We start from the raw sequence: 23,297 nt of genomic DNA, 5'->3' as shown, positions 1-23,297 counted from the left end.
GTGGAAGCCGTCGCCTCCATCCTTGGCGCGCTTCTGCTGGGCTTCATCGCCTACAAGCTGCTGATGGGCGTGATCCGCGTCGGCGTGATCCTGCTCATCATCGCGGTGCTGGCGGGCCTGTGGCAGTCGGGAGCGATCGGATGAACGGGGTGACGCTTGCACTCGCCATGCTGGGGCTGACCGGCTTTGCGCTCGGTGCGGTGCTGAGTGCGACCGGTCAGATGAACATGGGCGTGATCCTGATGGGGCTGGGCCTGGTGTTTCAAGTGATTTCGCTGGTGCGGCTGAAGCGCGCCAAACAACAAGGGAAGCAGTGATGCTGGCGGATAAGGACCGCATCTTCACCAACGTCTATGGCTTTCAGGACTGGGGCCTGAAGGCAGCGCAGAAGCGCGGCGATTGGGACAACACCAAGGCACTGCTCGCGCGCGGGCCCGAGGCGATCATCGAAGAGATCAAGGCCTCCGGTCTGCGTGGTCGCGGCGGGGCAGGCTTCCCCACGGGTCTGAAGTGGTCCTTCATGCCCAAGGAATCGCGCGACGGCCGTCCGAGCTTCCTCGTCATCAATGCCGACGAATCCGAACCCGGTTCGTGCAAGGACCGCGAGATCATCCGCCACGATCCGCACAAGCTGATCGAAGGCGCGCTGATCGCCGGCTTCGCCATGCGCGCGCGCGCGGCCTATATCTACATCCGCGGCGAATACATCCGCGAGGCCGAGACGCTGCAGAAGGCGATCCACGAGGCCTATGCTGCCGGCCTGATCGGCAAGAACGCCTGCAAGTCTGGCTATGACTTCGACGTCTTCATGCACCGCGGCGCGGGCGCTTACATCTGCGGCGAAGAGACCGCCATGATCGAGAGCCTCGAAGGCAAGAAGGGCCAGCCGCGCCTCAAGCCTCCGTTCCCGGCGGGCGCAGGCCTCTATGGCTGCCCGACCACGGTCAACAATGTCGAGAGCATCGCGGTCGCGCCGACGATCCTGCGGCGCAGTGCGGCGTGGTTCAGCAGCTTCGGGCGCGAGAACAACAAGGGCACCAAGCTGTTCCAGATCAGCGGCCACGTGGAAAAGCCCTGCGTCGTCGAGGAATCGATGAGCATCAGCTTTGAAGAGCTGATCGAGAAGCACTGCGGCGGTATCCGCGGGGGGTGGGACAATCTGCTCGCGGTAATCCCCGGCGGCTCGTCCGTTCCGCTCGTCCCCGCCGCGCAGATCCGTAATGCGCCGATGGATTTCGACGGGCTCAAGGAACTGGGCTCGGGCCTCGGCACGGCAGCGGTGATCGTCATGGATAAGTCGACCGACATCGTCCGCGCGATCAGCCGCCTCAGCTACTTCTACAAGCACGAAAGCTGCGGCCAGTGCACCCCCTGCCGCGAAGGCACGGGCTGGATGTGGCGCATGATGGAGCGCCTGCGCACGGGCGATGCGGCGATCGAGGAAATCGACATGCTGCAGGAAGTCACAAAGCAGGTCGAAGGCCACACTATCTGCGCACTCGGCGATGCGGCCGCATGGCCTATCCAGGGCCTCATCCGCCACTTCCGCCCCGAGCTCGAGCGTCGGATCACCGAACATAACGCCAAGTTTGCAGAGGCAGCCGAGTAATGCCTAAGGTCACCGTAGACGGTCAGGAAATCGAGGTCCCGGCGGGCGCCACTGTCCTTCAGGCGTGCGAACTGGCGGGGAAGGAAATCCCGCGCTTTTGCTATCACGAGCGGCTGTCCATCGCGGGCAACTGCCGGATGTGCCTCGTCGAAGTGAAGCCCGGGCCGCCCAAGCCGCAGGCTAGCTGCGCGCTGCCCGCTGCCGATGGTCAGGAAATCCGGACCGACAGCCCGATGGTCAAGAAGGCCCGCGAAGGGGTGATGGAGTTCCTGCTCATCAACCACCCGCTCGATTGCCCGATCTGCGATCAGGGCGGCGAGTGCGACCTTCAGGATCAGGCGGTCGCCTATGGCCGCGGCGGCTCGCGTTTCCAGGAAAACAAGCGCGCCGTCACCGAGAAGTACATGGGCCCGCTGATCAAGACGATCATGACCCGCTGCATCCACTGCACCCGCTGCGTGCGCTTCTCTGAAGAGATCGCAGGCGTGGACGAAATCGGCGCGCTGTACCGCGGCGAGGACATGCAGATCACCACCTATCTCGAGCAGGCGGCGGCGCATGAGCTTTCGGCGAATGTGATCGATCTGTGCCCGGTCGGCGCGCTGACATCGCGGCCCTATGCCTTCGAAGCTCGGCCGTGGGAGTTGAAGAAGACCCTGTCGATCGACGTTTCGGACGCGGTGGGCGCGAACATCACGCTCCATTCCAAAGGCCGCGAAGTCATGCGCGCGCTCCCGCGCATCAATGACGACGTCAATGAAGAGTGGCTGTCGGACAAGGGCCGCTATCAGGTCGACGGCCTCACCAAGCGCCGCTTGGACCGCGTGTGGGTGCGCCGAGATGGCAAGCTCCAGCCGGCCGAGTGGACCGAAGCCTTTGGCATGATCAAGAGCGCGCTCGGACGGAGCAAGGCAAGCATCGCGGCGGTCGCGGGCGATCTGCTCGATGCCGAGACCATGTTTGCCGCCAAGGCGCTGGTCAACGCCTGCGGGTCGGAGCTGACCGAAGCGCGCCAGACGGGCATGACCTACGACGTGTCGAACCTCGCGGCGGTGAACTTCAATTCCACCTTTGCAGGCATCGAAACGGCTGACACCATCCTGATCGTGGGCAGCAATGTCCGCTGGGAGGCCGCGCTCCTCAACGTCCGCTTGCGCAAGGCGGTCAAGGCGGGGGCCAAGGTCTACATCATCGGCCCCGAATGGGATCCGACCTATCCGGCGACCTTCCTCGGCAATGACCTGAAGATCCTCAACCGCATCCCCAAGGAACTGGGTGATGCGATGAAGGCTGCCAAGCGCCCTGCGGTGATCCTCGGCGCGGCGGCACTCGCCAAGGGCGCGCTTCCGGCGGCATTGAAGCTGGTCGACAAATTCGATCTGGTGCGTGAGGGCTGGAACGGCTTCAACGTGCTGCACATTTCGGCCGCGCGCATGGCATCGCTCATGCTCGGCTTCACGCTGCCGGGCGGGATGGGCGACATCGCCGCCGCCAAGCCCAAGGTTCTGCTCAGCCTCGGCGCGGACGAGATGGACTATGCCCCCTACGCAAAGAGCCTGAAGGTCTATATCGGCCACCACGGTGACAAGGGAGCGCATCACGCCGACATTATCTTGCCCGGCGCATCCTACGCCGAGAAGGACGGGACATACGTCAACGCCGAGGGCCGGGTGCAGTTTGCCGAAAAGGCCGTCTTCGCCCCCGGTGACGCCCGTGAAGACTGGACGATCCTGCGCGCGCTCGCCGATGCGCTGGGTGTGACCGTCGGCTTCGACAGCTTCGGCGAGCTTCAGGCCAAGATGATCGCCGCCGTCCCCGCGCTGGGTGAAGAGGGCCTTGCCGATTACGGAGCGCTGCCCAAGGCAGATAGCGGCGCCAAGTTCGAGGGCGAGCTTGCGGGCTACCCGATCAAGGACTTCTACCTCACCAACCCCATCGCCCGCGCGAGCGAGGTGATGCAGCGCTGCTCGGATGAACTACTTCATGGCGCTGACGTTCGGGAGGCCGCGGAATGACCGCCTTTTTCCAATCCCTCGGCCTTAGCTACGACTGGGCGTGGACTGTCGCGACGCTGACCGGGATCATCGTGATCTCGCTGCTCGTTATGTTCAGCGTGGCGATGGTGATCTATGTCGACCGCAAGGTGCTCGGCGCGATCATGATGCGTCGCGGGCCGAACGTGGTCGGGCCGTTTGGTTTGCTCCAGTCCTTCGCAGACGGCCTCAAGGTCTTCCTGCAAGAGACGATCATCCCGAGCGCCGCGAACAAGGGCATCTTCCTGCTCGCGCCGATCATCACCTTCACGGTGGCGCTCGCCGCGTGGGCGGTGATCCCGTTTGACGCGGGCGTGGTGCTGTCAGACATCAACGTTGGTCTGCTCTACATCCTCGCGATCTCCTCGATGGGGGTTTACGGCGTCGTGATGAGCGGGTGGGCGTCGAACTCCAAATACCCGTTCTTCTCGGCGATGCGCGCCTCGGCGCAGATGATTTCCTACGAAGTTTCGATTGGCTTCGTGCTGGTGTGCGTGGTGCTGTTTGCGGGCACGTTCAACCTTTCGGGCATCGTTGGCGCGCAGAAGGGCTTCGGGCTGGGGCTGATCAATGCCTATGCCGTGCACCCGCTGCTGTTCCCGATGTGGGTGGTGTTCTTCATCTCGGCCCTCGCTGAAACCGCCCGCGCGCCCTTCGACCTCACCGAGGCCGAGAGCGAGCTCGTCGCGGGCTACCAGACCGAATATTCGAGCATGAGCTTCGCGCTGTTCTGGCTCGGCGAGTATGCCAACATCCTGCTGATGTGCTCGCTCAACACCCTGCTGTTTTGGGGCGGGTGGCTGCCGCCGCTCGACATTCCGGTGCTCTACATGGTGCCGGGGATCATCTGGTTTCTGCTGAAGACCTTCGTGTTCTTCTTCATGTTCAGCTGGATCTGGGCGACCGTGCCACGATACCGTTATGATCAGCTGATGCGTCTGGGCTGGAAGGTGTTCCTGCCGATGAGCCTGCTGTTTGTCGCGGCGACCAGCGGCTACCTGATGGCGACGGGGCATTTCGGATGATTGCCTTCGCTCTCCTCGCAGCCCTTGTCAGCGCCGATTGGCAGCCGCTGGAACTCGACAAGTTCCGTGCGCCTCCCTCAATGTTCTTTTGCAAGGGCAACGAGGCTGGGGCGGGCATTTTTACGGTGTTTTTCCGTCACGATGGTGACGTGAGCGTCGTTGATGTGACGAAGACCTCCGAATACCAGACAGACCAGATCAAGGATCGCTTTCACGATTTAGTTTACCGTGATCCGAGCAATGGCCGGTTCGACATCAAGATACCTGTGACTTCGGGAGCAAACAGCGCCGTGGTTGTGGTGACACTCGGAGATGGTCCAGAGCAGGCGACACTCCTCTGGTCGAACGGAACTACAGAATACTCGGCAGCGTGCACGGGCGCGCCCGTTCCCCCTGGACGGACAGAATGAAATGACCACAGTCTCCCACCTCATCAAGAGCTTCACCCTCTGGGAATTCCTCAAGGCGCATGCCTTGACGCTGAAGTATTTCTTCAAGCCCAAGGTGACGATCAACTACCCCTTCGAGAAGGCTCCGCTCTCGCCCCGCTTCCGCGGCGAGCATGCGCTGCGGCGCTATCCGAACGGCGAGGAACGCTGCATCGCGTGCAAGCTGTGCGAGGCCGTTTGCCCCGCGCAGGCGATCACCATCGAGAGCGAGCCGCGCGAGGACGGCAGCCGCCGCACCACCCGTTACGACATCGACATGACCAAGTGCATCTTCTGCGGCTTCTGCCAGGAAGCTTGCCCGGTCGATGCGATCGTCGAAGGGCCGAATTTCGAATACGCCACCGAAACCCGCGAGGAGCTGCTTTACGACAAGGCCAAGCTGCTTGCGAATGGTGACAAATGGGAACGGGCCATCGCGGCCAATCTTGAAGCCGACGCACCCTATCGCTAGGGCGCGCCGAAACAGAACAACACCCGCTCGGGCTGAGCCAGTCAAAGCCCTATGCGCAACTTGGGTTCAGTAAGGACGGGCCTCCGGCAAGCTCAGGTTGAGCGGATCGGAGGGTAGGGATCGACATGATACAGGCCATCGCCTTCTATTTCTTTGCGGCCATTGTCGTCGCCAGCGCCGTCATGGTGATCTGGTCGCGCAACCCTGTGCACTCGGTGCTTTGGCTGATCCTCGCGTTCTTCAATGCTGCGGGGCTGATGGTGCTGCTGGGGGCGGAGTTCATCGCGATGCTGCTGGTGATCGTCTATGTCGGCGCGGTCGCGGTGCTGTTCCTGTTCGTGGTGATGATGCTCGACATCGATTTCGCCGCGATGCGCGCAGGCTTCAGCCGCAATGCGCCGCTGGGTCTGGCGATTGCCGCGATCCTGCTCGCCGAACTGCTGCTGGCGGTGGGGGCCTATAACGCGGGTGGTCTGACGCTCGGCAAGCCGCTGGGTGATGCGGCGCAGCCGGCCGACGTCAGCAATATCGCGGCGCTCGGCGCACTGCTTTACGGCAAGTACATCCTGCTGTTCGAGGTGGCAGGGATCATCCTGCTGGTCGCCATGATCGGCGCGATCGTGCTGACCTTCCAGCCGCCCAAGCCCGGCGCCCGCGCACGCCAGGATGTCGGCAAGCAGATCCGCCGCCGGCCGGAAGATGCAACCGTTATGAAGAGCCCTGAAGTGGGCCAAGGGGTCGAGCTGTGATCGGCATCGAACATTATCTCACCGTCGGCGCGATCCTGTTCGTGCTCGGCGTGCTGGGGATCTTCCTCAACCGCAAGAACGTGATCGTCATCCTGATGGCGGTCGAACTGATCCTGCTCGCGGTGAACCTTAATCTCGTCGCCTTCAGCGCCTTCATGCAAGACCTTGTGGGGCAGGTGTTCGCGATGTTGGTGCTGACCGTGGCTGCGGCCGAGGCGGCGATCGGTCTGGCGATCCTGGTGATCTACTTCCGCACCCGCGGCTCGATCGCGGTCGACGATATCAACCGGATGAAGGGGTAACAGCCGATGCATCCGATCCTCGTCATCGTTTTTGCGCCGCTGCTGGCTGCCCTGATTGCAGGGCTCGGCAACCGCATGATCGGCAATGTCGCAGCCAAGAGCGTGACCACCGCTGGCCTCTTCCTTGCAGCGGCCCTCAGCTGGCCGATCTTCCTTGGCTTCCTTGGCGGCACGGCGACCCCCGAGGTCGTGCCCGTGCTGAAGTGGGTCCAGAGCGGCACGCTAACCTTCGATTGGGCGCTGCGCGTCGACACCATGACCGCGATCATGCTGGTCGTGATCAACAGCGTTTCAGCGCTCGTGCACCTCTACTCGTGGGGGTACATGGAGGAAGACCCGGATCAGCCGCGCTTCTTCGCCTACCTCTCGCTGTTCACCTTCGCGATGTTGATGCTGGTGACGGCCGACAACCTCGTCCAGATGTTCTTCGGATGGGAAGGTGTGGGCCTTGCCTCCTATCTGCTGATCGGATTCTGGTTCAAGAAGCCCTCCGCGGGTGCAGCCGCCATCAAGGCTTTCGTGGTCAACCGCGTGGGTGACCTTGGCTTCATGCTCGGGATCTTTGGCACCTATCTGGTGTTCCAGACCACCTCGATCCCCGAAATCCTTGCCGCCGCACCGGCGATGAGCGGATCGACGATCACTTTCGTGGGCATGCGCCTCTACACCATGGACATCCTGTGCATCCTCCTCTTCATCGGGGCGATGGGCAAGTCGGCGCAGCTGGGCCTTCACACGTGGCTGCCGGACGCGATGGAAGGCCCGACCCCGGTGTCGGCGCTGATCCACGCAGCAACCATGGTGACTGCGGGCGTGTTCATGGTGTGCCGCCTTTCGCCGATGTTCGAGACCGCGCCGACCGCGCTCACCATCGTCACCATCGTTGGCGCTTCGACCTGCTTCTTTGCCGCGACGATCGGCACCACCCAGTGGGACATCAAGCGGGTGATCGCCTATTCGACCTGTTCGCAGCTGGGTTACATGTTCTTTGCAGCGGGCGTGGGCGCTTATGGCGCGGCGATGTTCCACCTGTTCACCCACGCCTTCTTCAAGGCGCTGCTGTTCCTTGGTGCGGGCTCCGTGATCCATGCGATGCACCACGAACAGGACATGCGCTATTACGGCGGGCTTCGGAAGCACATCCCGCTGACCTTCTGGGCGATGATGGCGGGCACGCTCGCGATCACCGGGGTCGGTATCCTCGGGGTGTTCGGGTTCGCGGGCTTCTATTCCAAGGACGCGATCCTTGAAGCCGCCTACGCACGCCACAACGGGGCAGGGCAGTTCGCCTTCTGGGCGGGTGCGATCGCTGCGCTGCTGACGAGTTTCTATTCCTGGCGTCTGATGTTCCTCACCTTCTGGGGCAAGCCGCGCTGGATCGAGAGCGAGCACATCCAGCATTCGGTTCACAAGACCCCCGAACAGGCGGGCGAGGACACTACGGGCGGCTATCATCCGCATGAAAGCCCGCTGCCGATGCTGGTTCCGCTCGGGGTGCTGGGCATCGGCGCAGTGCTGGCGGGCTTTGTCTTCCATCACGAGTTCATCGATGGCGCGGCCTTCTGGGGCGGGTCGATCTTCTACAACGAGGACCTGATCCATGCGATGCACGGCGTGCCGCTGTGGGTGAAGCTGACCGCAACGGCGGTCATGCTGATCGGCCTTGCGGGCGCATACCTCGCCTATATCGCCAAGCCCGATATCCCGGCGAAGTTCGTCAAGACCTTCTCCGGCCTGCACAACTTCGTCTTCCGCAAGTGGTACTTCGACGAGCTCTATGACGCGATCTTCGTGAAGCCTGCCTTCGCGCTCGGCCGCGCGTTCTGGAAGCTCGGCGATATCGGCACGATCGACCGCTTCGGTCCCAACGGCATCGCCTGGGTGGTCGAGCGGTCCTCGGTCGCGGCCAAGTCGATCCAGTCGGGCTACGTCTACACCTATGCGTTGATCATGCTGCTCGGGCTGGTCGCCGCTGTCACCTACGTTCTGCTTTAGGAGCGCGCTTCGTAATGGAAGGCCTTCCCATCCTGTCGCTGATGATGATCGTGCCGCTGGCCGGTGCGGCGGCGTGCCTGTTTTCGCCCGCCAACGCCGCGCGCTGGATCGCGCTCGGGGCGACGCTTGTCACCTTTGCGCTCGGCATCGTCCTGTGGTCGAATTACCAGATCGGCGGCCCGCAGTGGCAGTTCCAGGAAGAGGCCGACCTCTTCGCCGGCTTCAAATATGCCCTGGGGATCGACGGGATTTCGCTGCTGCTGATCATGCTCAGCGTGTTCCTGATGCCGATCTGTATCCTCGCCAGCTGGGACGCGATCGAAAAGCGCGTGGGCGAATACATGGCCGCGTTCCTGCTGATGGAGGTGCTGATGATCGGCACCTTTGCCGCACAGGACCTGTTCCTGTTCTACGTCTTCTTCGAGGCGGGCCTTATCCCGATGTACCTGATCATCGGGGTGTGGGGCGGGGACAACCGCATCTACGCGAGCTACAAGTTCTTTCTCTACACGTTGCTCGGCTCGGTGCTGATGCTGATCGCGATGTTCTGGATGGTGGCCCAAGCCGGCACGTCCGACATTCCGACCCTGATGCAGACCAACTTCCCGCCGGAAGCACAGACGTGGCTCTGGCTGGCGTTCTTTGCGAGCTTTGCCGTGAAGGTGCCGATGTGGCCGATGCACACTTGGCTGCCGGACGCGCACGTGCAGGCGCCGACCGCAGGTTCGGTGATCCTTGCCGGCGTGCTGCTGAAGCTCGGCGGTTATGGCTTCATCCGTTTCAGCCTACCGATGTTCCCTGAAGCCTCGGCGCAGTTTGCGTGGCTGGTGTTCGCCCTTTCGATGATCGCCGTGGTCTACACCTCGCTGGTTGCGCTGGTGCAGTCGGACATGAAGAAGCTCATTGCCTATTCCTCGGTCGCGCACATGGCGATTGTCACGGTCGGGCTGTTTGCCTTCAACGTGCAGGGCCTCGAAGGTGCGATGATCGTGATGCTGAGCCACGGGCTCGTGTCGGGCGCGCTGTTCCTGTGTGTGGGCGTGATCTACGACCGCCTCCACACCCGCGAGATCGCGCGTTACGGGGGGCTTGCGATCAACATGCCCTATTATGCGCTGTTCTTCCTGCTGTTCACGATGGCGTCTATCGGCCTGCCGGGGACCAGCGGCTTCGTCGGCGAGTTCCTGTCGCTGGCGGGCATTTACCAGACCTCGAGCCTTGTCGCGCTGGTCTCTACCACCGGGATCATCCTTGGTGCGGCCTATATGCTCTACCTCTATCGCCGCGTGGCGTTTGGCGGTCAGACCAATGAAGACGCCGCCGCCATGCCCGACATTTCGGCGCGCGAATGGGTGATGATGGCACCGATTGCCGCAGCGGTGCTGTGGATGGGTGTCTATCCCGAAAGCTTCCTCGCGCCGATGCGCGCGGACATCGCCGTGCTTGATGCGCGCATTGCCTCGGCCGCTCCGGTGAGTGACGCCGAGCTGGCGCCTGGTACGCCGCGTGCGGAGGCGGCCAACGCGTTGTCGCATCACAAGGGCACGGAACACGAAAGCGCCAAGGAGGGCGCGCACTGATGGATTTCGCTCACTCCTTCGGCCTCGTCATCCCCGAGCTGCTGCTGAGCGGCGCAGGGCTGCTGTTGCTGCTCGTCGCCGCCTGGGGCGGTGACAAGGCTGCGCGCCCGATAGCCATCGCCGCCGCTGCCGCGCTGTTCGGTGCAGGCATCCTGCTCGTGCCCGGTCTCCATTTCGGTATCGATGGCCCGGAGACGACGGCGTTCGGCGGCCTCCTCAAGGTCGATAGCTTCGCGCTTTTTGCCAAGGCGCTGATCTACCTCGCGGCCATTGGCGCGTTGATGGTCGCGCCCGCGTTCTTCAACAGTGCGGCTGCCGGCACGGAGCGCGGGATGCGTGCCGAATATCCGGTGCTGGTGCTGTTCGCTGCGGTCGGCATGAGCATCATGGTTTCGGCCAATGACTTCATGAGCCTCTATCTCGGGCTCGAGCTGAACAGCCTCTCGGCCTATGTGCTCGCCGCGATCCTGCGGCGCGATACCCGTTCGGGCGAAGCGGGTCTCAAGTACTTCGTGCTTGGCGCACTGGCCTCGGGGATCCTGCTTTACGGCATGAGCCTGCTTTACGGCTTTACCGGTGGCACGGCCTTTACGGCGGTGCGCGCCGGGTTGACCGGAGAGATGGGCACCGGCTCGCTGTTCGGGGTAATCTTCGTGCTGTCGGGCCTTGCCTTCAAGATCAGTGCCGTGCCGTTCCACATGTGGACGCCCGACGTGTATGAAGGCGCGCCGACCCCGGTCACCGCCTTCTTCGCGACCGCACCCAAGGTCGCCGCCGTGGCGCTGACCGCGCGGGTGGTGTTCGAAGTGTTCGGCGCACAGGTCGCCGCGTGGCAGCAGATCGTGATGTTCACGGCGCTCGCCTCGATCGTGTTCGGCGCGCTCGGGGCGATCGGGCAGGAGAACCTCAAGCGCCTGCTGGCCTATTCCTCGATCAACAACATCGGCTTCATCCTGCTTGGCCTTGCGGTCGCCAATGCCGAAGGCGCGAGCGCGATGCTGGTGTACCTGTTCATCTACGTCGCCATGAGCCTCGGCAGCTTTACCGCGCTGCTGATGCTGCGGGACGGAGACGGCGCGCTGTTCGAAACTTTCGCCGATATCCGCGGGCTCTCGGTCACGCGGCCGGCGATTGCCTGGGCGCTGCTGGTCTTCATGTTCAGCCTTGCCGGTATCCCACCGCTGCTCGGCTTCTTCGCCAAGTTCGCGGTGTTCCAGGCGACGGTAGAGGCCGGACTGGTGGCGTTTGGCGCCATCGCGATTGCCGCCAGCGTGATCGGGGCGTTCTACTACATCAAGTTCGTCAAGGTGATGTTCTTCGATGAGCCCGCGGGCGTCGTCACCGGTAAGAGCGGCGCGGCGCATTGGGTGTTGCTGTTCCTGACGGCCGCGATTGTCTCACCGCTCGGCTACCTCCTGACGCCGTCGCTGACCGATCTGGCCGACAAGGCGGCTGCCTCGCTGTTTCTCGCAGTTTGATCGAGATCGTCGCACAGACCGGTTCGACCAACGCTGATCTCGCAGAGAAACTGCGTTCGGCAGAAGGTTGGCCCGAGGGACATTGGCTGGTCGCCCGCCGACAGATCGCTGGTCGCGGCCGACAGGGGCGCGAATGGTTCGATGGGGCGGGCAACTTCATGGGCTCGACCGTCGTCGCGCTGGGCAAAGGTAATCCGCCACCGGCTTCGCTCAGCTTTGTTGCCGCGCTGGCCGTCCATGATGCGGTTGCAGCTGCTCTTGCAGACGATGCCGAACTGGCGCTCAAGTGGCCTAACGATGTGCTGCTGCACCAGGGCAAGCTTTCGGGCATCTTGCTTGAAATGGTGCGCGATCATGTGATCGTCGGCATCGGCGTGAATTTGGCCCGCGCGCCTCAACTGCCCGACCGCAAGACCGCAGCGCTCGCCGATCTTCGCCCGCCGCCAGAGGTAGCGGATTTTGCCTCTGCACTGGCCGTTGCGTTCGCGCAGCGGTTGAGTGACTGGCGGAACCACGGCCTCGCGGCGACGCTTGCTGCCTTTCTTCAGCGCTCAATTCATGCGCAGGGCTCGCCGGTTACGGTTCATGACACTGACGGCTCAAAGCTTTCGGGCACCTTTGCTGGACTGGATGAATCCGACGGAGCCTTGCGCCTGCGCTTGGCGGATGGCAGCGAACGTGTCATTCGCGCTGGCGACATATCCTGAAGGAAGGAACGCATCCGATGCTGCTTGCCGCTGATGTCGGGAACACCAATGTTGTCTTCGCGCTGTTCGATCTGCACGACGATGGCACGCACGCCATTCGCGCGCGCTGGCGGATCGCCACCGATCCGCGCCGGACGGGTGACGAATATGCCGTTTGGCTGCTCCAGCTGCTCAAGATCGAGGGCGTCGAGCGCGAGGAGATCACCCAGATCATCGTCGCCTCGGTGGTGCCGCGCGCCGACCACAACCTTACCGTCCTGTGCGAGAAGTATTTCGGTATCACCCCGCTCTTCGCCGGGCAGGGAACCGCGCGTTGGCGGTTCGAAATCGATGTCGATCAGCCGTCGTCGCTCGGCGCTGACCGCGCTCTCAACATCCTCGCCGCGCACCACAAGTATGGCGGCGACCTGATCATTGTCGATTTCGGCACGGCCACCAAGTTCGAGGCGGTCGACTTTACCGGCGCCTACAAGGGCGGTTCGATCGCTCCGGGGATCAACCTCTCGCTCGATGCACTCGTCGGCAAAACGGCCAAGCTGCCGCGTATCGCCATCCGCGCACCTGCCAGCCGCAGCGTCATCGGCCGCAATACCGAGGACCAGATGCTGATCGGCGTGTTTTGGGGCTATGTCGCGATGATGGAAGGCATGGTCGCCAAGATGAAGACCGAGATCGGCCGCCCGGCCAAGGTCGTGGCGACCGGCGGCCTTGCGATCCTGTTCGATGATGCGACCGAAATTTTCGACCATGTCGATGCCGATCTGACCTTGGACGGCCTCGCAATCCTTGCTCGCCAGGCCGAAACCGCCTGAGCTTTGCCAACGTAAGAGACAATGTGAAAAACGATTTTTCCCCTGAAGACGAATTGCTGTTCCTCGCGCTGGGCGGTTCCGGCGAGATTGGAATGAACGTCAATCTCTACGGCTGTCAGGGCAAGTGGCTGATGGTCGATCTCGGCATGACCTTCTCGGGCAATGAATATCCGGGTGTCGATCTGGTGTTTGCCGATCTCGACTTCATCGAGGAACGTAGCGCTGACCTGATCGGAATTGTGCTGACCCACGCGCACGAGGATCACATCGGCGCGGTGCCCTATTTCGCGGGCGAGCTCGGCGTGCCGCTTTATGCCACGCCGTTCACCGCCGATCTTGTCGCGCGCAAGCTTGAGGAAGCGGGGCTGCTCGGCAAGGTCGAACTTAACATCGTGGGCGAGGATGACGGGCCGCTGCAACTTGGGTCGTTCACCGTGACCTATCTGCCGCTGGCACACTCGATCGCCGAGGGAAATGCGGTCCTGATCGATACCCCGCACGGCCGCGTGTTCCATACCGGCGACTGGAAGCTCGACGAGGAACCGATCATCGGGGAGCCCACCACCGAGGCGGATCTGCGCGCGATCGGTGCGGAAGGCGTGCTCGCGCTGGTGTGCGATTCGACCAATGTCTTCAATCCGAAGCCCTCGGGCTCGGAAGGTGCGGTGCACCGGGCGTTGATGGAAGAGGTCGCTCGCCACACCGGCAAGCGGGTCGTCGTCACCACCTTTGCTAGCAACGTAGCCCGCCTCCAGACGCTCGGCGACGTTGCGCGCGAGACTGGGCGACAGATCTGTGTAGCGGGCCGCTCGCTCGACCGGATCATCGAGGTCGCGCAGGACAATGGCTATCTTGCGGATTTCCCTACACCCGTCGATTTCGACACTGCGATGGGCCTCCCACGCGGGCAGGTTCTGATCATCGCGACCGGCGGGCAGGGCGAACCCCGCGCGGCGCTCGCACGGATGGCGGAGAACAACCATCCGATCGAGCTCACCGCGGGCGATGTCGTGCTGTTCTCCTCGCGCCAGATTCCCGGTAACGAAATTCCGATCGGCCGCATCCAGAACCAGCTCGCCGCGCGCGGAATCACGATGGTGACGGACCGTCAGGCATTCATCCATGTGTCGGGCCATCCCGGACGGCCAGAGCTTGAAGCGCTCTACGAATGGCTTCAGCCCGAAATCCTCGTGCCAGTGCACGGTGAGATGCGGCACATGGCCGAACAGGCGCGCGTCGGTAAGGCCTGCGGCATCCCCTCGCAGGTGGTGCAGAAGAACGGCGATCTGGTCCGCCTTGCGCCGGGTAAGCCGGGCAAGCTGGCCGAGGTGCGCGCCGGTCGTCTGGTGCTCGATGGCGATATCATTGCGCCCGCCAATGGCGAGGCGATGACCATGCGCCGCCGTATCGCCGCAGAAGGCGTGCTGGTGGTGGTTCTGACCCGCGGCAACCAGCCGGTGATCGAGGCAATCGGCCTGCCGCTCGACGAGGACCTGCCGGAATTCATCGAGGAAGCCGCCGGCGACGTGCTTACCGCGATTGGACGCCTCAAGGGCAAGGATGCCCGCGATCCGGCAGCGATCCATGAGGCAGCGCGCCTTGCCGCGCGCCGGGCCGTGCAGCGCTGGTCGGGCAAGCGCCCGCAGGTTCGGGTGGTGATGCCGGGCGGAGAGGCCTGATGGCGTGGACCTCGATCGCGGCGATCTATTTCCTGTTTTTCGTGATGAGCGCCTTCATCATGCTGCCCTTCGGTGTGCGAACGGCGGACGAGGCAGGGGTCGCGAAGGTGCCGGGGCAGGCGGATAGCGCTCCCGTCAATTTCCAGCCCGGGAAAGTGGCCACGCGAGCATCCGTGGTGGCAGCGGTCGCGACGGCGCTCTTCGTCGCCAATTACCAGTATGGCTGGATTACTGCCGCCGACATCGATTTTCTGCCCAAGCCACCGGCGGCCGCGCGCTGATCAGCGCAGCCGCTGGATCGCCTGCGCCAGCGCCACATAGAGCTTGCCGATTTCCGATCCCAGCACCGTCACCGAAAGCGTGTGGCCATCGCGGGTCGAGAGCAGGGTGCGTAGCATTGCCTCGAAATCGTGGATGTAGCGATTGACGTTGGCGCGGAAGTCTTCGTCATCGCCGTAAAGCGTGGCGATATCCCGTGCGGTGCCGTTGTCGATCAGGCGCACTGCGCGGCGCGTAAAGATGCCGCGATCGCCCTTGAGATAGGCATCCCACGCTGTATCGCTGACTTCGGTGGCGAGCGCGGTGGTGATGTCGATTGCCGCCGAGTTCAGGCTCTCGGTGATCAGCGCCATGCGACGCGAGAAGTCGTTATTGACCTGTTCTTCGGCCAGTTCGCGGGTGCGGGCGACGCGTTGTTCAAGATTGCCGGTCAATTCGTTGACCCGTGCCAATTGGTCGCGCAGCTGCACCACTGCTTCACGTCCGACGCCGGAGGCGTGAGCCGCTGATTGTTCGAGCTTCCCAATCGTTGCTGCTGCCTCGTTACGCAAGGCTCGCTCCAGCGCCTCGACCGCTTCGGTGCCGATCCGCTCCGCAAGGAGGATGGCCTTTTCGCGGGCGCCTTCATCCAGCGTTGCAAAGGCCTTGTCGATGGCTGCTTCGAGCGTTCCGAGCGACTCGAGTAATTGGGCGTGGGTTTGCGTGGCGAGCGTTCCGCTTTCCTCGGCCAAGCGGACAAATCCGCTGCGCAGACCCTGTAGGCGGGCGAGAGCGTCTTCGGTTTCGCTGGCAAGCTGGGTCTTGAGGCCGGCGATGGCGATTTCGGCCGCATCGATCTCGCCGCGGGTCTGCACCAGATATTCCGATAGATCGGTGCCATGCTGGCTCGAACGGAGCATCAGCTGGTTCACCTTGTCGGCGCGGGCTTCAGCTTCGCTCAAGGAGGCATCGGCTGCCGCGATGGCCGCCGGAAGCTCCTCGCGGGTCGAGCGCACGCCGGACTGGATGATTTCGAGCAGGCGGATGCCGCTTTCGGTCAGGCGCGTGAGGCGGGCCTCGGTATCCTGCAAGGCGGCGCGCTTTTCGGCCAGCTGCTGGTCAAGCGTGCCGAAGCCCGCCGTGAGGCTTGCACGCGCGCTCTCGCCGTGTTCGCCGATAGCGATCATCACCTTGCCAAGCTGATCAATCTTCTCGGCAATCGCCTCGCCTTGAGCGAGCAGCTTTTCGGTATCGGCAATTTGCGCCTCGCGCCGCTGGGCGAGGGCATCGTCGAGCGCGCTCAGACGCTGCGACAGGACCTCGCTGGCCTGTGCTTCATGGGTATCGAGCGCCGCCTGACGTTGTTCGATCTGCTCGGCCAAGGCACGGCTGCGCTCGGCCATCTGGTTTTCGAAGGTCTGCACTTCGGCGCGCAGCGTGGCGATCCGCTCGCTCGCGGCGGCGCCGTTGGCGCGGTCGACTTCGTCGATCATCGCCAGCTTGGCGAGCAAGCCTTCGTGAACCTGCGCGATGCTCGCTTCAAGCTGTTCCTGAGTGGCGCTGCTGGCTGCGCGCAGGCGCTCTGCAATCGCTTCGGTCGCCGAGGCGGTTTCCTGCGCGCGTGCTCCAAGCGCGGCGAGCGCCTCGTTCTCCAGCTCATCAATCTGCGTGCGATAGGCTTCCGCATCGGCCTGGAGGGCGACGAAGCGTTGCGATACCAATGCCTCGATCCGTCCGAGCTGGTCTTCGAAACCGGCAAGCGTTGCACCCACCTGCGTGCCAAGGCGCGTGACCTGCTTTTCGCTGGCGGAACCGAAGGTGTTGAGCCGTTCGAACCCGGCCACCAACCGCTCGAGCTGGTCCTGCGCGTTGCGACCGGCCCCGCCGATCTGGTTGGCGACATCGCGCGCCGCATTGGCCACGACCGGAAGATCATCGCGCAGCCGATTCATGTTGCCCAGCGCTGTTTCGCTGGTCGCCCCGATCGCATCGACCTGAGCCCCGTTGTTCACGATCAGCGTCTGAAGCTCGGCCGCATGGGTGGAGATCCGTTCGGCCGCAATCCGGCCCAGCGCCTCAAGATCGCGCGACTGTGCAGCGAGGAATTCGCGCGCAAGGCTCAGCTCGCGGTTGACCACCTTGAGGCGGGCTTCAAGCGCTGCGCTTTCCTCGCGCATCAACGCTGCGCTGGCAGCAAATCGCCGCGCTTCCGCCTGTGAGGAGCGCATTGCCAGCAACCAGACAACGCCGATCAGCGCCACCGGCACGGACCATTGCACCAGCCATGTCGCCCAGGTCGCGGGTGCAGCGCCGGCCAGCATCGCGGTCTGGTGCGCCCAGCCGAAGAAACCGGTCCAGCCGGCGACGGTGATGAAAGCAAGGGAAGGGGCCAGCCAACCGAAACGTGACGCAGAAGCGGTCTCTTCGGCCGTATCAAGCCATTCCTCGGACGCCTCAAACTCGGCCGCGTTTTCTTCCGCAGAGCTCTCTACCGAACTTTCGGTTTCACCCGTGCCCGTAGCGGTATCGTCGCCGCGCCCGCGCCCGAAAGCGCGCATCTGATGTCGTCCTGCCATAGGCACCTCATACCACAGGCGGAATCGGGATAAACCCCGCTTTAACCCAATTCAGCCTATCGGAGCTTTATGGCTTACGATGGTGGTGCTCTCGATGCGACGCTGGCTGCTGCAGCCGGCAACGATCCCGCGCTGATGCGCGAGCTTCGTGCTGCCTTTCTCGAGAGCGCCCGCAGCCAACTCGATCTGCTCAAGCGCGCGCGGTGCGATGGCAACTGGAACGTGGCTGCGATGCGGATCAAGGGGCTGGCCGCCAGTTTCCATGCAGACGAATTGCTCCAGGCAGCCGAATTTGCGCTCAACGCTGCACCTGGCGAGCCGATGGCGATCCGCGAAATTGAAGCCGTGCTGACCCGTTTCTCGCGCTCGGTCGCCCGCTGACAACAGGGATCCGCGCGCATTGCCGCGTTGATGCTTGAACGATCTGCCTGAAACCGCCAATCCTGGGCCTGCCTTGCGGGATGGGATGGGGGAACGATGCGGACCGGCCTGATTGCAGCGAATGTTCGCACCCCTGATGGAGAGCTGCGCGCCGAGCTGATGCTCGCCGGACGCAGTGTGCTGGCATGGCAGATCGACCTGCTGCGCGCTCTTGATGTCGAGCGGATCATCTGCCTGTGTGACGCGCCGACCAGAGAGATCCTGAACCTTCAGCATGAAGTTGAAGGGGCAGGGCTCACGTTCCAGGCGCTCAAAGGCTTTGCCGCACTTCCCGCGCTGGTTCGTGCCGAAGACGATCTCGTCATTCTGCGCGATGGCCTCGTGCCCGATGCGGCGGTCGTCAAGGCAGTCTCGGCCGCTGGGGAGACCATCAGGCGTATGGTCATGGCCCTTCCTGCCGAGCACGCTCTGGTTCAGGCTCATCCCGACGATTTCGAGCGTATCGATGCCATTCGCCATTGGGCGGGGTTGCTGGTGATGCGCGGCGCTCCGGTGCAACAACTGGCCGACTTTCCGGGCGATGCCGATCCGGTGTCGGTGCTGTTGCGCCTTGCGCTGCAAGCCGGGACCCCTTGCCAAATGCTCGACGCCGCGCAGGCGAGCGAGGGGCGTTGGCTGCTGGCCGATAGTGCTGGCGCAGTGACGCGTTATGAGCAGGCGCTGATCGCGAGCGCCGCCCCGCTGACAGATTGGCGCGCGCCCCTTGTAAGCCTTGCGACGTTACTGGTTCAGCAACTTGCACCGCGCGGCATGGCGCAAGGCGCACAGATCGCCGGGTTCGTAGCGCTTATCCTGTTGCTGACAGGGGTTGGTGTCGCTGGTCTTGGCTCGGCGCCGGCCGGGCTTGGCGTGGCGGCCGCTGGCAGCTTTGCGGGTCGGATCGCGCTTGCTTATGCCGCGCTGGCGGCGAGCTTGCGCCGAAAGTCGGGGCGTGGGCGAGGTCGGGCCTTGTTGACGCTCGCAGTCGATGGCCTTGGTGCGGCAACCTTGTGGTTCGCGCTCGCTCCCTGGCCGCAATGGCAGCCACTCGCGATCTGCGGCCCGCTTCTGATCGGGCTTGCGCGCCTTGCCGAAACGAGCGGGCCACAACCCGTTGCGGCCCTAGCATCCGACCGGACAAGCCTGCTTGCCGTTCTCGCCGTGGCTGCGGTGATGGGAGTTTTTCCGGTTGCGGTTGCCGCGCTGTGCACGCTTTTGTTGGCCGCTTTGCTACTGCAAGCCCGCCCGAATTGAACTAACGCCGCCTTAACTATCCCTCCGCTATCTATGCAAGGATGGGCGAAGACACCATGGACCTGGCCGCCGACCGCAATGTCGAGGCGCTCCTGAAGGGCGAACTCGCGCGCGAGTACCGCGCGGTGTCGGCTGTTGTCCCGGTGCTGCGCCATCTGCTCGCCAGCGATGCACAATCGATGCTCAGCGATGCAGTGCTCGCGCGGGTCCGGGGCATGATGAGCGATTGCGCCGCGCAGCTGCTCGCGGCGAGCGAGGGACGCGATCCAGCCGCCCGTATGGCCCATCCTGGCGATCCCGTCGTGATCGACCGCTGGACGGACGCGCTGATGCAGGATGAAGCCTTGCTCGGCTTCTGTCACGCCCTCGCGCTCGAGGCCGTGCTGGCCGAACGCTTCCAGCAGCGCCATGCCATCGATCCGGTGCTCAGCCCGCTGCTGCAGGAACTGATTGCCTCGCCCGATCCGGGTGTCGCAGCGCTGGCAATGAGCACACTGGCAGCGCAGTCGCGGTTTCTCCAGACCCAGCGCCGGATGGAACTGCCGCTGGGCGAACTTCCTGCCGAGCTATTCTTCGCTGTCATTGCACGGTGTCAGGGGCTGGTCGCCGATCCCGCCGCACGCAGCCGAATCGCGCTGCTGCAGCAGAGCTATGACGAAGCCAGCAGCCGGCTTGGCCTTCTGGCACGGCTCGTCGCCGCCATGCGACAGGGCGCGTTTGCCGCGCTTGCGCTTGATCATGCGGGCATTGCGCTGTGCGCGACCACATTGGCGGCTCGGCATCGACAATCGCACGGGGAATGGGTGCTGGCGTGCCACGAAGGGCAGGGCATCCGGTTCGCACTGGCGTTGCGGGCAGCAGAAGTGGCGCTTCCCGTGATTGAACGGCAATTCGCGCTGGTGGAGCCCTCGGCCCGCCTTCCGCGGGCAATTGCGGAGCTTTCGGCCGAACGGGCCGCCGCCCTGCTTGCCGCAGGGGGCGGGATGTGAGCCGCGTCATGGATCGCCACGAAAACCTCTTGGGCGCGTGCGGACTGACCGACGCGCGTGATCATCTGCTGAGCGCTGACGAGGCGCTCGCGGAACTTCAGGAGCGATGCGGCGGCGATGTGCCCGGCACGCTGGCCATTCCCGAGCTGCTTGCCCTCGTGCAGCAATCGCGCCGCATGGGCCTGAAGCTGGCGCGCAATTTCACCGCCTTTGACGGCGAATCCTTGGTGAGCGGCTTTGTACGCATCCATCCGCTAGGCGAAGCGGAAGGTGGGGGATGCGAATTGCTGGTCGAGAACTGGCAGCGCAGCGCGCTCGCGGCACCCGGCAGTCGTGAATTGGCCGAAACGATGGACGCGATTGACCGGGCCACTGCGGAAGTCAGTGCCCGGCTCGATGCGCAGCAGCGGGTGCAAGTGCTGAGCACGCTTGCGACCGATGCCGCAGAGCTTCAGGCCGCGGCGCTGGCACAGCCGGGAATCCCCTGGAGCGATCTTGTCGAACTGGCAGCAGTCAGTCATCATCAGTCGCTTCACTGGCGGCTGCTCGATGGCACCTTGTGCCGATTTGCCGGATCGCGGCGTAACTGGCGCATTCGCCTGATCCCGCTCGGCCCGGACGTGCACAGCCCGGCCGGCTTTGAGCTCTTGCTGATTGCCGAGGAGCCGCTGGTTGCAGGTGCATCGCAAGGACCGGACGAGGGAGCAGGGAGCGGGGATGCCTCTCCCACGCGGCTGATTGGCTCGGCGCTCACGCCGGTGCTTCGCCAGCCGATCGCCCGCATCATCGCCAATGCCGAAACCATCCGCGCGCGCCTCGCGGGGCCGCTCCGTGATGAATACAGCGAATATGCCGGAACAATCGCAAGCGCCGGGCAGCACCTGTCCGCGATGCTCGATGATCTGGCCGATCTCGAAGTCGTCGAGACCCCGGGCTTTGCCACTGCGCGCGAACCGGTCGATCTTGCCGATGCGGCGACGCGGGCCGCAGGCATTCTCGGCGTACGGGCGCAGAACCGCGATACGGTGCTCGAAATGGTTGCCGCCTCGGGGGAAACTATCGCGATCGCCGAATTCCGCCGGGTGCTGCAGATCCTCATCAACCTCATCGGAAATGCGATCGCCTATTCGCCGGCGGGCAGCACCGTGCGGATCGCTACTGAACGGATGGCGTCGGGTCAGGTGGCGGTGAGCGTCGCGGATGAAGGCCCGGGCGTAACGCCCGAGCAGGCCAGCCGCATCTTCGACAAGTTCGAACGCCTGGGGCGGGACAGTGACGGCGGCAAGGACAAGGGATCAGGCCTAGGCCTGTTCATCTCGCGGCGACTGGCCGAAGCAATGGGTGGCACTCTGACAGTCACCAGCGCCGAAGGGGGCGGGGCGCTGTTCCGGCTTGAACTGCCCGCGCAGCAATAGCTGCGCGTCAGCCGCCGCGCGGACGACCGAGCCACACCACCAAAGCTCCGATAGCTGCAGTGATCGCCCCGTAAAGCGCCCATTCGCGGCGCGCGAGCATGAAGCTTTCCGCAGGCCAGGTCAGCAGGCCAAGGCCCTGTAGAGCCCAGATGGTGCCCAGCACGATCAGCACACCGCCAATCACTCTGAGCACCATCGGGAAAGCTCGCTTAGCGCTGGCTCAGCGGAACATAGTCGCGCTGGGTCGGGCCGGTATAGAGCTGGCGCGGACGACCGATCTTCTGGCCGGGGTCCGAAATCATTTCGTTCCACTGGGCCACCCAGCCCACGGTGCGGGCGAGCGCGAACAGCGCGGTGAACATGGTGGTCGGGAAGCCGATCGCCGAGAGGATGATGCCCGAATAGAAATCGACGTTCGGGAACAGCTTCTTCTCGATGAAATAGGGATCGTTGAGCGCGATCTCTTCGAGCCGCAGCGCGGTTTCGAACAGCGGATCGGTGACCTTGAGCGCGTCGAACACCTCGCGCACGGTCTTCTGCATCACGGTCGCCCGCGGATCGTAGTTCTTGTATACGCGGTGACCGAAGCCCATCAGGCGGAACGGATCGTTCTTGTCCTTGGCACGCTCAATGTAGTGCGGAATCTTGTCGGGCGTCCCGATTTCCTTGAGCATGTTGAGGGCGGCCTCGTTCGCGCCGCCATGCGCCGGGCCCCATAGGCAGGCGATGCCGGCCGCGATGCAGGCAAACGGGTTCGCGCCCGAGGACCCTGCAAGACGCACGGTCGAGGTCGAGGCGTTCTGCTCGTGGTCGGCATGGAGGATGAAGATCCGGTCCATCGCGCGTTCCACCGCCGGGATCACCTCGTACTCTTCGGCCGGAACGCCGAAGGTCATGCGCAGGAAGTTGCCGGTATAGGACAGCTTGTTGTCCGGATACATGAAGGGCTGGCCGACCGAATACTTGTAGGCCATCGCCGCGATCGTCGGCATCTTCGCGATCAGTCGGTGCGATGCGATCATGCGCTGCTGCGGATCGGAAATGTCGGTGCTGTCATGGTAGAACGCCGACAGCGCGCCAACCACGCCGCACATCACCGCCATCGGGTGCGCGTCACGGCGGAAGCCGCGATAGAAGGTCATCAGCTGCTCGTGCAGCATGGTGTGGCGGGTGATGGTGTAGGTGAAGTCTGCGAGTTCCTGCTGGCTCGGCAGTTCGCCGTTGAGCAGCAGGTAGCTGACTTCCATGAAGCTCGAATCTTCGGCCAGCTGCCCGATAGGATAGCCGCGGTGGAGCAGCACGCCCTCATCACCATCGATGTACGTCAGCGCGCTTTCGCAGCTCGCGGTCGAGGTGAAGCCGGGGTCGAAGGTGAACGCGCCCGTCTGTGCGTAGAGCTTGCGGATGTCGATCACGTCCGGGCCGGTGCTGCCTTCGAGCACCGGATAATCGAAAGTCTTCCCGCCGATTTCGAGTTTCGCCGTCTTGTCTGCCAAGATCTATCTCCTGTCCATAA

At 63.7% G+C, this 23,297-nt stretch carries 23 protein-coding genes; 20 read left to right on the top strand and 3 right to left on the bottom strand.

The features are described from left to right. The 16 genes from BG023_RS14895 (at position 1) to BG023_RS09930 (ending at position 15,150) form a co-directional block, all read left to right on the top strand. Positions 1–144, top strand: coding sequence for a hypothetical protein (locus BG023_RS14895; RefSeq protein WP_190315751.1), 144 nt, complete (start codon positions 1–3; stop codon positions 142–144). Then, positions 141–317 (top strand): zinc metallopeptidase, encoded by a 177-nt coding sequence (locus BG023_RS14755; RefSeq protein ID WP_150122852.1) that lies wholly within the window; start codon positions 141–143, stop codon positions 315–317. Before BG023_RS14895 ends, BG023_RS14755 begins: the two co-directional genes overlap by 4 nt. Next, positions 317–1,609, top strand: coding sequence for an NADH-quinone oxidoreductase subunit NuoF (gene nuoF, locus BG023_RS09995; RefSeq protein ID WP_069310319.1), 1,293 nt, complete (start codon positions 317–319; stop codon positions 1,607–1,609). The genes BG023_RS14755 and nuoF overlap by 1 nt, the downstream gene beginning before the upstream one ends. Further along, on the top strand, positions 1,609–3,624 hold the full coding sequence (nuoG, locus tag BG023_RS09990) for an NADH-quinone oxidoreductase subunit NuoG (protein ID WP_069310318.1): 2,016 nt from the start codon (positions 1,609–1,611) through the stop codon (positions 3,622–3,624). The genes nuoF and nuoG overlap by 1 nt, the downstream gene beginning before the upstream one ends. After that, a complete protein-coding gene (gene nuoH, locus BG023_RS09985; RefSeq protein ID WP_069310317.1) occupies positions 3,621–4,667 on the top strand; it encodes an NADH-quinone oxidoreductase subunit NuoH in 1,047 nt (348 codons plus the stop codon). The genes nuoG and nuoH overlap by 4 nt, the downstream gene beginning before the upstream one ends. Next, on the top strand, positions 4,664–5,077 hold the full coding sequence (locus BG023_RS09980) for a hypothetical protein (RefSeq protein ID WP_069310316.1): 414 nt from the start codon (positions 4,664–4,666) through the stop codon (positions 5,075–5,077). Before nuoH ends, BG023_RS09980 begins: the two co-directional genes overlap by 4 nt. 1 nt (position 5,078) lies before the next feature. Next, on the top strand, positions 5,079–5,567 hold the full coding sequence (gene nuoI, locus BG023_RS09975; RefSeq protein ID WP_069310315.1) for an NADH-quinone oxidoreductase subunit NuoI: 489 nt from the start codon (positions 5,079–5,081) through the stop codon (positions 5,565–5,567). A gap of 125 nt (positions 5,568–5,692) precedes the next feature. Further along, complete coding sequence (locus tag BG023_RS09970) at positions 5,693–6,316, top strand: NADH-quinone oxidoreductase subunit J (RefSeq protein ID WP_069310314.1); 624 nt, start codon at positions 5,693–5,695, stop codon at positions 6,314–6,316. After that, positions 6,313–6,618 carry an NADH-quinone oxidoreductase subunit NuoK gene (nuoK, locus tag BG023_RS09965; RefSeq protein WP_069310313.1) on the top strand — a complete coding sequence of 102 codons (306 nt, stop codon included), beginning with the start codon at positions 6,313–6,315 and terminating at the stop codon, positions 6,616–6,618. The genes BG023_RS09970 and nuoK overlap by 4 nt, the downstream gene beginning before the upstream one ends. Before the next feature lie 6 nt (positions 6,619–6,624). Beyond that, positions 6,625–8,613, top strand: a complete 1,989-nt coding sequence (nuoL, locus tag BG023_RS09960; protein WP_069310312.1) for an NADH-quinone oxidoreductase subunit L — start codon at positions 6,625–6,627, stop codon at positions 8,611–8,613. 14 nt (positions 8,614–8,627) lie between these two features. Next, positions 8,628–10,193, top strand: coding sequence for an NADH-quinone oxidoreductase subunit M (locus BG023_RS09955; protein WP_069310311.1), 1,566 nt, complete (start codon positions 8,628–8,630; stop codon positions 10,191–10,193). Then, positions 10,193–11,671, top strand: coding sequence for an NADH-quinone oxidoreductase subunit NuoN (gene nuoN, locus BG023_RS09950; RefSeq protein ID WP_069310310.1), 1,479 nt, complete (start codon positions 10,193–10,195; stop codon positions 11,669–11,671). The genes BG023_RS09955 and nuoN overlap by 1 nt, the downstream gene beginning before the upstream one ends. Continuing rightward, a complete protein-coding gene (locus BG023_RS09945) occupies positions 11,668–12,378 on the top strand; it encodes a biotin--[acetyl-CoA-carboxylase] ligase (RefSeq protein ID WP_069310309.1) in 711 nt (236 codons plus the stop codon). Before nuoN ends, BG023_RS09945 begins: the two co-directional genes overlap by 4 nt. 17 nt (positions 12,379–12,395) lie before the next feature. Continuing rightward, positions 12,396–13,190, top strand: a complete 795-nt coding sequence (locus tag BG023_RS09940; RefSeq protein ID WP_069310308.1) for a type III pantothenate kinase — start codon at positions 12,396–12,398, stop codon at positions 13,188–13,190. Between the two features lie 23 nt (positions 13,191–13,213). Continuing rightward, the gene (locus BG023_RS09935) at positions 13,214–14,869 is read left to right on the top strand and encodes a ribonuclease J (RefSeq protein WP_190315750.1); all 1,656 of its coding nucleotides are present in this window, start codon (positions 13,214–13,216) and stop codon (positions 14,867–14,869) included. Next, positions 14,869–15,150: a DUF1467 family protein gene (locus tag BG023_RS09930; protein WP_069310307.1), complete on the top strand. Its 282-nt coding sequence runs from the start codon at positions 14,869–14,871 to the stop codon at positions 15,148–15,150. Before BG023_RS09935 ends, BG023_RS09930 begins: the two co-directional genes overlap by 1 nt. Here BG023_RS09930 and BG023_RS09925 read toward each other — a convergent pair whose 3' ends face one another. Further along, complete coding sequence (locus BG023_RS09925) at positions 15,151–17,703, bottom strand: ATPase (protein ID WP_069310306.1); 2,553 nt, start codon at positions 17,701–17,703, stop codon at positions 15,151–15,153. It lies immediately after the preceding gene. Between the two features lie 69 nt (positions 17,704–17,772). Between BG023_RS09925 and BG023_RS09920 the strand changes: the two genes are divergently transcribed. The 4 genes from BG023_RS09920 (at position 17,773) to BG023_RS09905 (ending at position 21,781) form a co-directional block, all read left to right on the top strand. Continuing rightward, complete coding sequence (locus BG023_RS09920; RefSeq protein ID WP_069310305.1) at positions 17,773–18,084, top strand: Hpt domain-containing protein; 312 nt, start codon at positions 17,773–17,775, stop codon at positions 18,082–18,084. A gap of 96 nt (positions 18,085–18,180) precedes the next feature. Beyond that, positions 18,181–19,377, top strand: coding sequence for a hypothetical protein (locus tag BG023_RS09915; RefSeq protein ID WP_069310304.1), 1,197 nt, complete (start codon positions 18,181–18,183; stop codon positions 19,375–19,377). A gap of 56 nt (positions 19,378–19,433) precedes the next feature. Continuing rightward, positions 19,434–20,366: a hypothetical protein gene (locus BG023_RS09910; protein ID WP_150122851.1), complete on the top strand. Its 933-nt coding sequence runs from the start codon at positions 19,434–19,436 to the stop codon at positions 20,364–20,366. Between the two features lie 8 nt (positions 20,367–20,374). Next, positions 20,375–21,781: a sensor histidine kinase gene (locus BG023_RS09905; protein ID WP_069310302.1), complete on the top strand. Its 1,407-nt coding sequence runs from the start codon at positions 20,375–20,377 to the stop codon at positions 21,779–21,781. A gap of 7 nt (positions 21,782–21,788) precedes the next feature. Here the strand turns inward: BG023_RS09905 and BG023_RS09900 are convergent, their stop codons facing one another. Both BG023_RS09900 and BG023_RS09895 read right to left on the bottom strand, forming a co-directional pair. Next, positions 21,789–21,977, bottom strand: coding sequence for a hypothetical protein (locus BG023_RS09900; RefSeq protein ID WP_069310301.1), 189 nt, complete (start codon positions 21,975–21,977; stop codon positions 21,789–21,791). A gap of 13 nt (positions 21,978–21,990) precedes the next feature. Beyond that, positions 21,991–23,277 carry a citrate synthase gene (locus BG023_RS09895; RefSeq protein WP_069310300.1) on the bottom strand — a complete coding sequence of 429 codons (1,287 nt, stop codon included), beginning with the start codon at positions 23,275–23,277 and terminating at the stop codon, positions 21,991–21,993. Between the last annotated feature and the right edge of the window lie 20 nt (positions 23,278–23,297).

This window comes from Porphyrobacter sp. LM 6 (genome assembly GCF_001720465.1).
Taxonomy (GTDB): domain Bacteria; phylum Pseudomonadota; class Alphaproteobacteria; order Sphingomonadales; family Sphingomonadaceae; genus Erythrobacter.
Note: the sequence above shows the minus strand (reverse complement) of the source record. Positions and strands in the feature narration are given on the sequence as shown.

Excerpts from the sequence above, each read along its gene's own strand:
- nuoI (WP_069310315.1), top strand. The coding sequence starts at position 5,079 with ATGACCACAGTCTCCCACCTCATCAAGAGCTTCACCCTCTGGGAATTC.
- BG023_RS09910 (WP_150122851.1), top strand. The coding sequence starts at position 19,434 with ATGGACCTGGCCGCCGACCGCAATGTCGAGGCGCTCCTGAAGGGCGAA.
- BG023_RS09920 (WP_069310305.1), top strand. The coding sequence starts at position 17,773 with ATGGCTTACGATGGTGGTGCTCTCGATGCGACGCTGGCTGCTGCAGCC.
- nuoH (WP_069310317.1), top strand. The coding sequence starts at position 3,621 with ATGACCGCCTTTTTCCAATCCCTCGGCCTTAGCTACGACTGGGCGTGG.
- nuoG (WP_069310318.1), top strand. The coding sequence starts at position 1,609 with ATGCCTAAGGTCACCGTAGACGGTCAGGAAATCGAGGTCCCGGCGGGC.
- BG023_RS09930 (WP_069310307.1), top strand. The coding sequence starts at position 14,869 with ATGGCGTGGACCTCGATCGCGGCGATCTATTTCCTGTTTTTCGTGATG.
- BG023_RS09905 (WP_069310302.1), top strand. The coding sequence starts at position 20,375 with ATGGATCGCCACGAAAACCTCTTGGGCGCGTGCGGACTGACCGACGCG.
- BG023_RS09915 (WP_069310304.1), top strand. The coding sequence starts at position 18,181 with ATGCGGACCGGCCTGATTGCAGCGAATGTTCGCACCCCTGATGGAGAG.
- BG023_RS09900 (WP_069310301.1), bottom strand. The coding sequence starts at position 21,977 with ATGGTGCTCAGAGTGATTGGCGGTGTGCTGATCGTGCTGGGCACCATC.
- nuoF (WP_069310319.1), top strand. The coding sequence starts at position 317 with ATGCTGGCGGATAAGGACCGCATCTTCACCAACGTCTATGGCTTTCAG.
- BG023_RS09955 (WP_069310311.1), top strand. The coding sequence starts at position 8,628 with ATGGAAGGCCTTCCCATCCTGTCGCTGATGATGATCGTGCCGCTGGCC.
- BG023_RS09940 (WP_069310308.1), top strand. The coding sequence starts at position 12,396 with ATGCTGCTTGCCGCTGATGTCGGGAACACCAATGTTGTCTTCGCGCTG.
- BG023_RS09970 (WP_069310314.1), top strand. The coding sequence starts at position 5,693 with ATGATACAGGCCATCGCCTTCTATTTCTTTGCGGCCATTGTCGTCGCC.
- nuoN (WP_069310310.1), top strand. The coding sequence starts at position 10,193 with ATGGATTTCGCTCACTCCTTCGGCCTCGTCATCCCCGAGCTGCTGCTG.
- BG023_RS09925 (WP_069310306.1), bottom strand. The coding sequence starts at position 17,703 with ATGGCAGGACGACATCAGATGCGCGCTTTCGGGCGCGGGCGCGGCGAC.
- BG023_RS09980 (WP_069310316.1), top strand. The coding sequence starts at position 4,664 with ATGATTGCCTTCGCTCTCCTCGCAGCCCTTGTCAGCGCCGATTGGCAG.
- BG023_RS14755 (WP_150122852.1), top strand. The coding sequence starts at position 141 with ATGAACGGGGTGACGCTTGCACTCGCCATGCTGGGGCTGACCGGCTTT.
- nuoL (WP_069310312.1), top strand. The coding sequence starts at position 6,625 with ATGCATCCGATCCTCGTCATCGTTTTTGCGCCGCTGCTGGCTGCCCTG.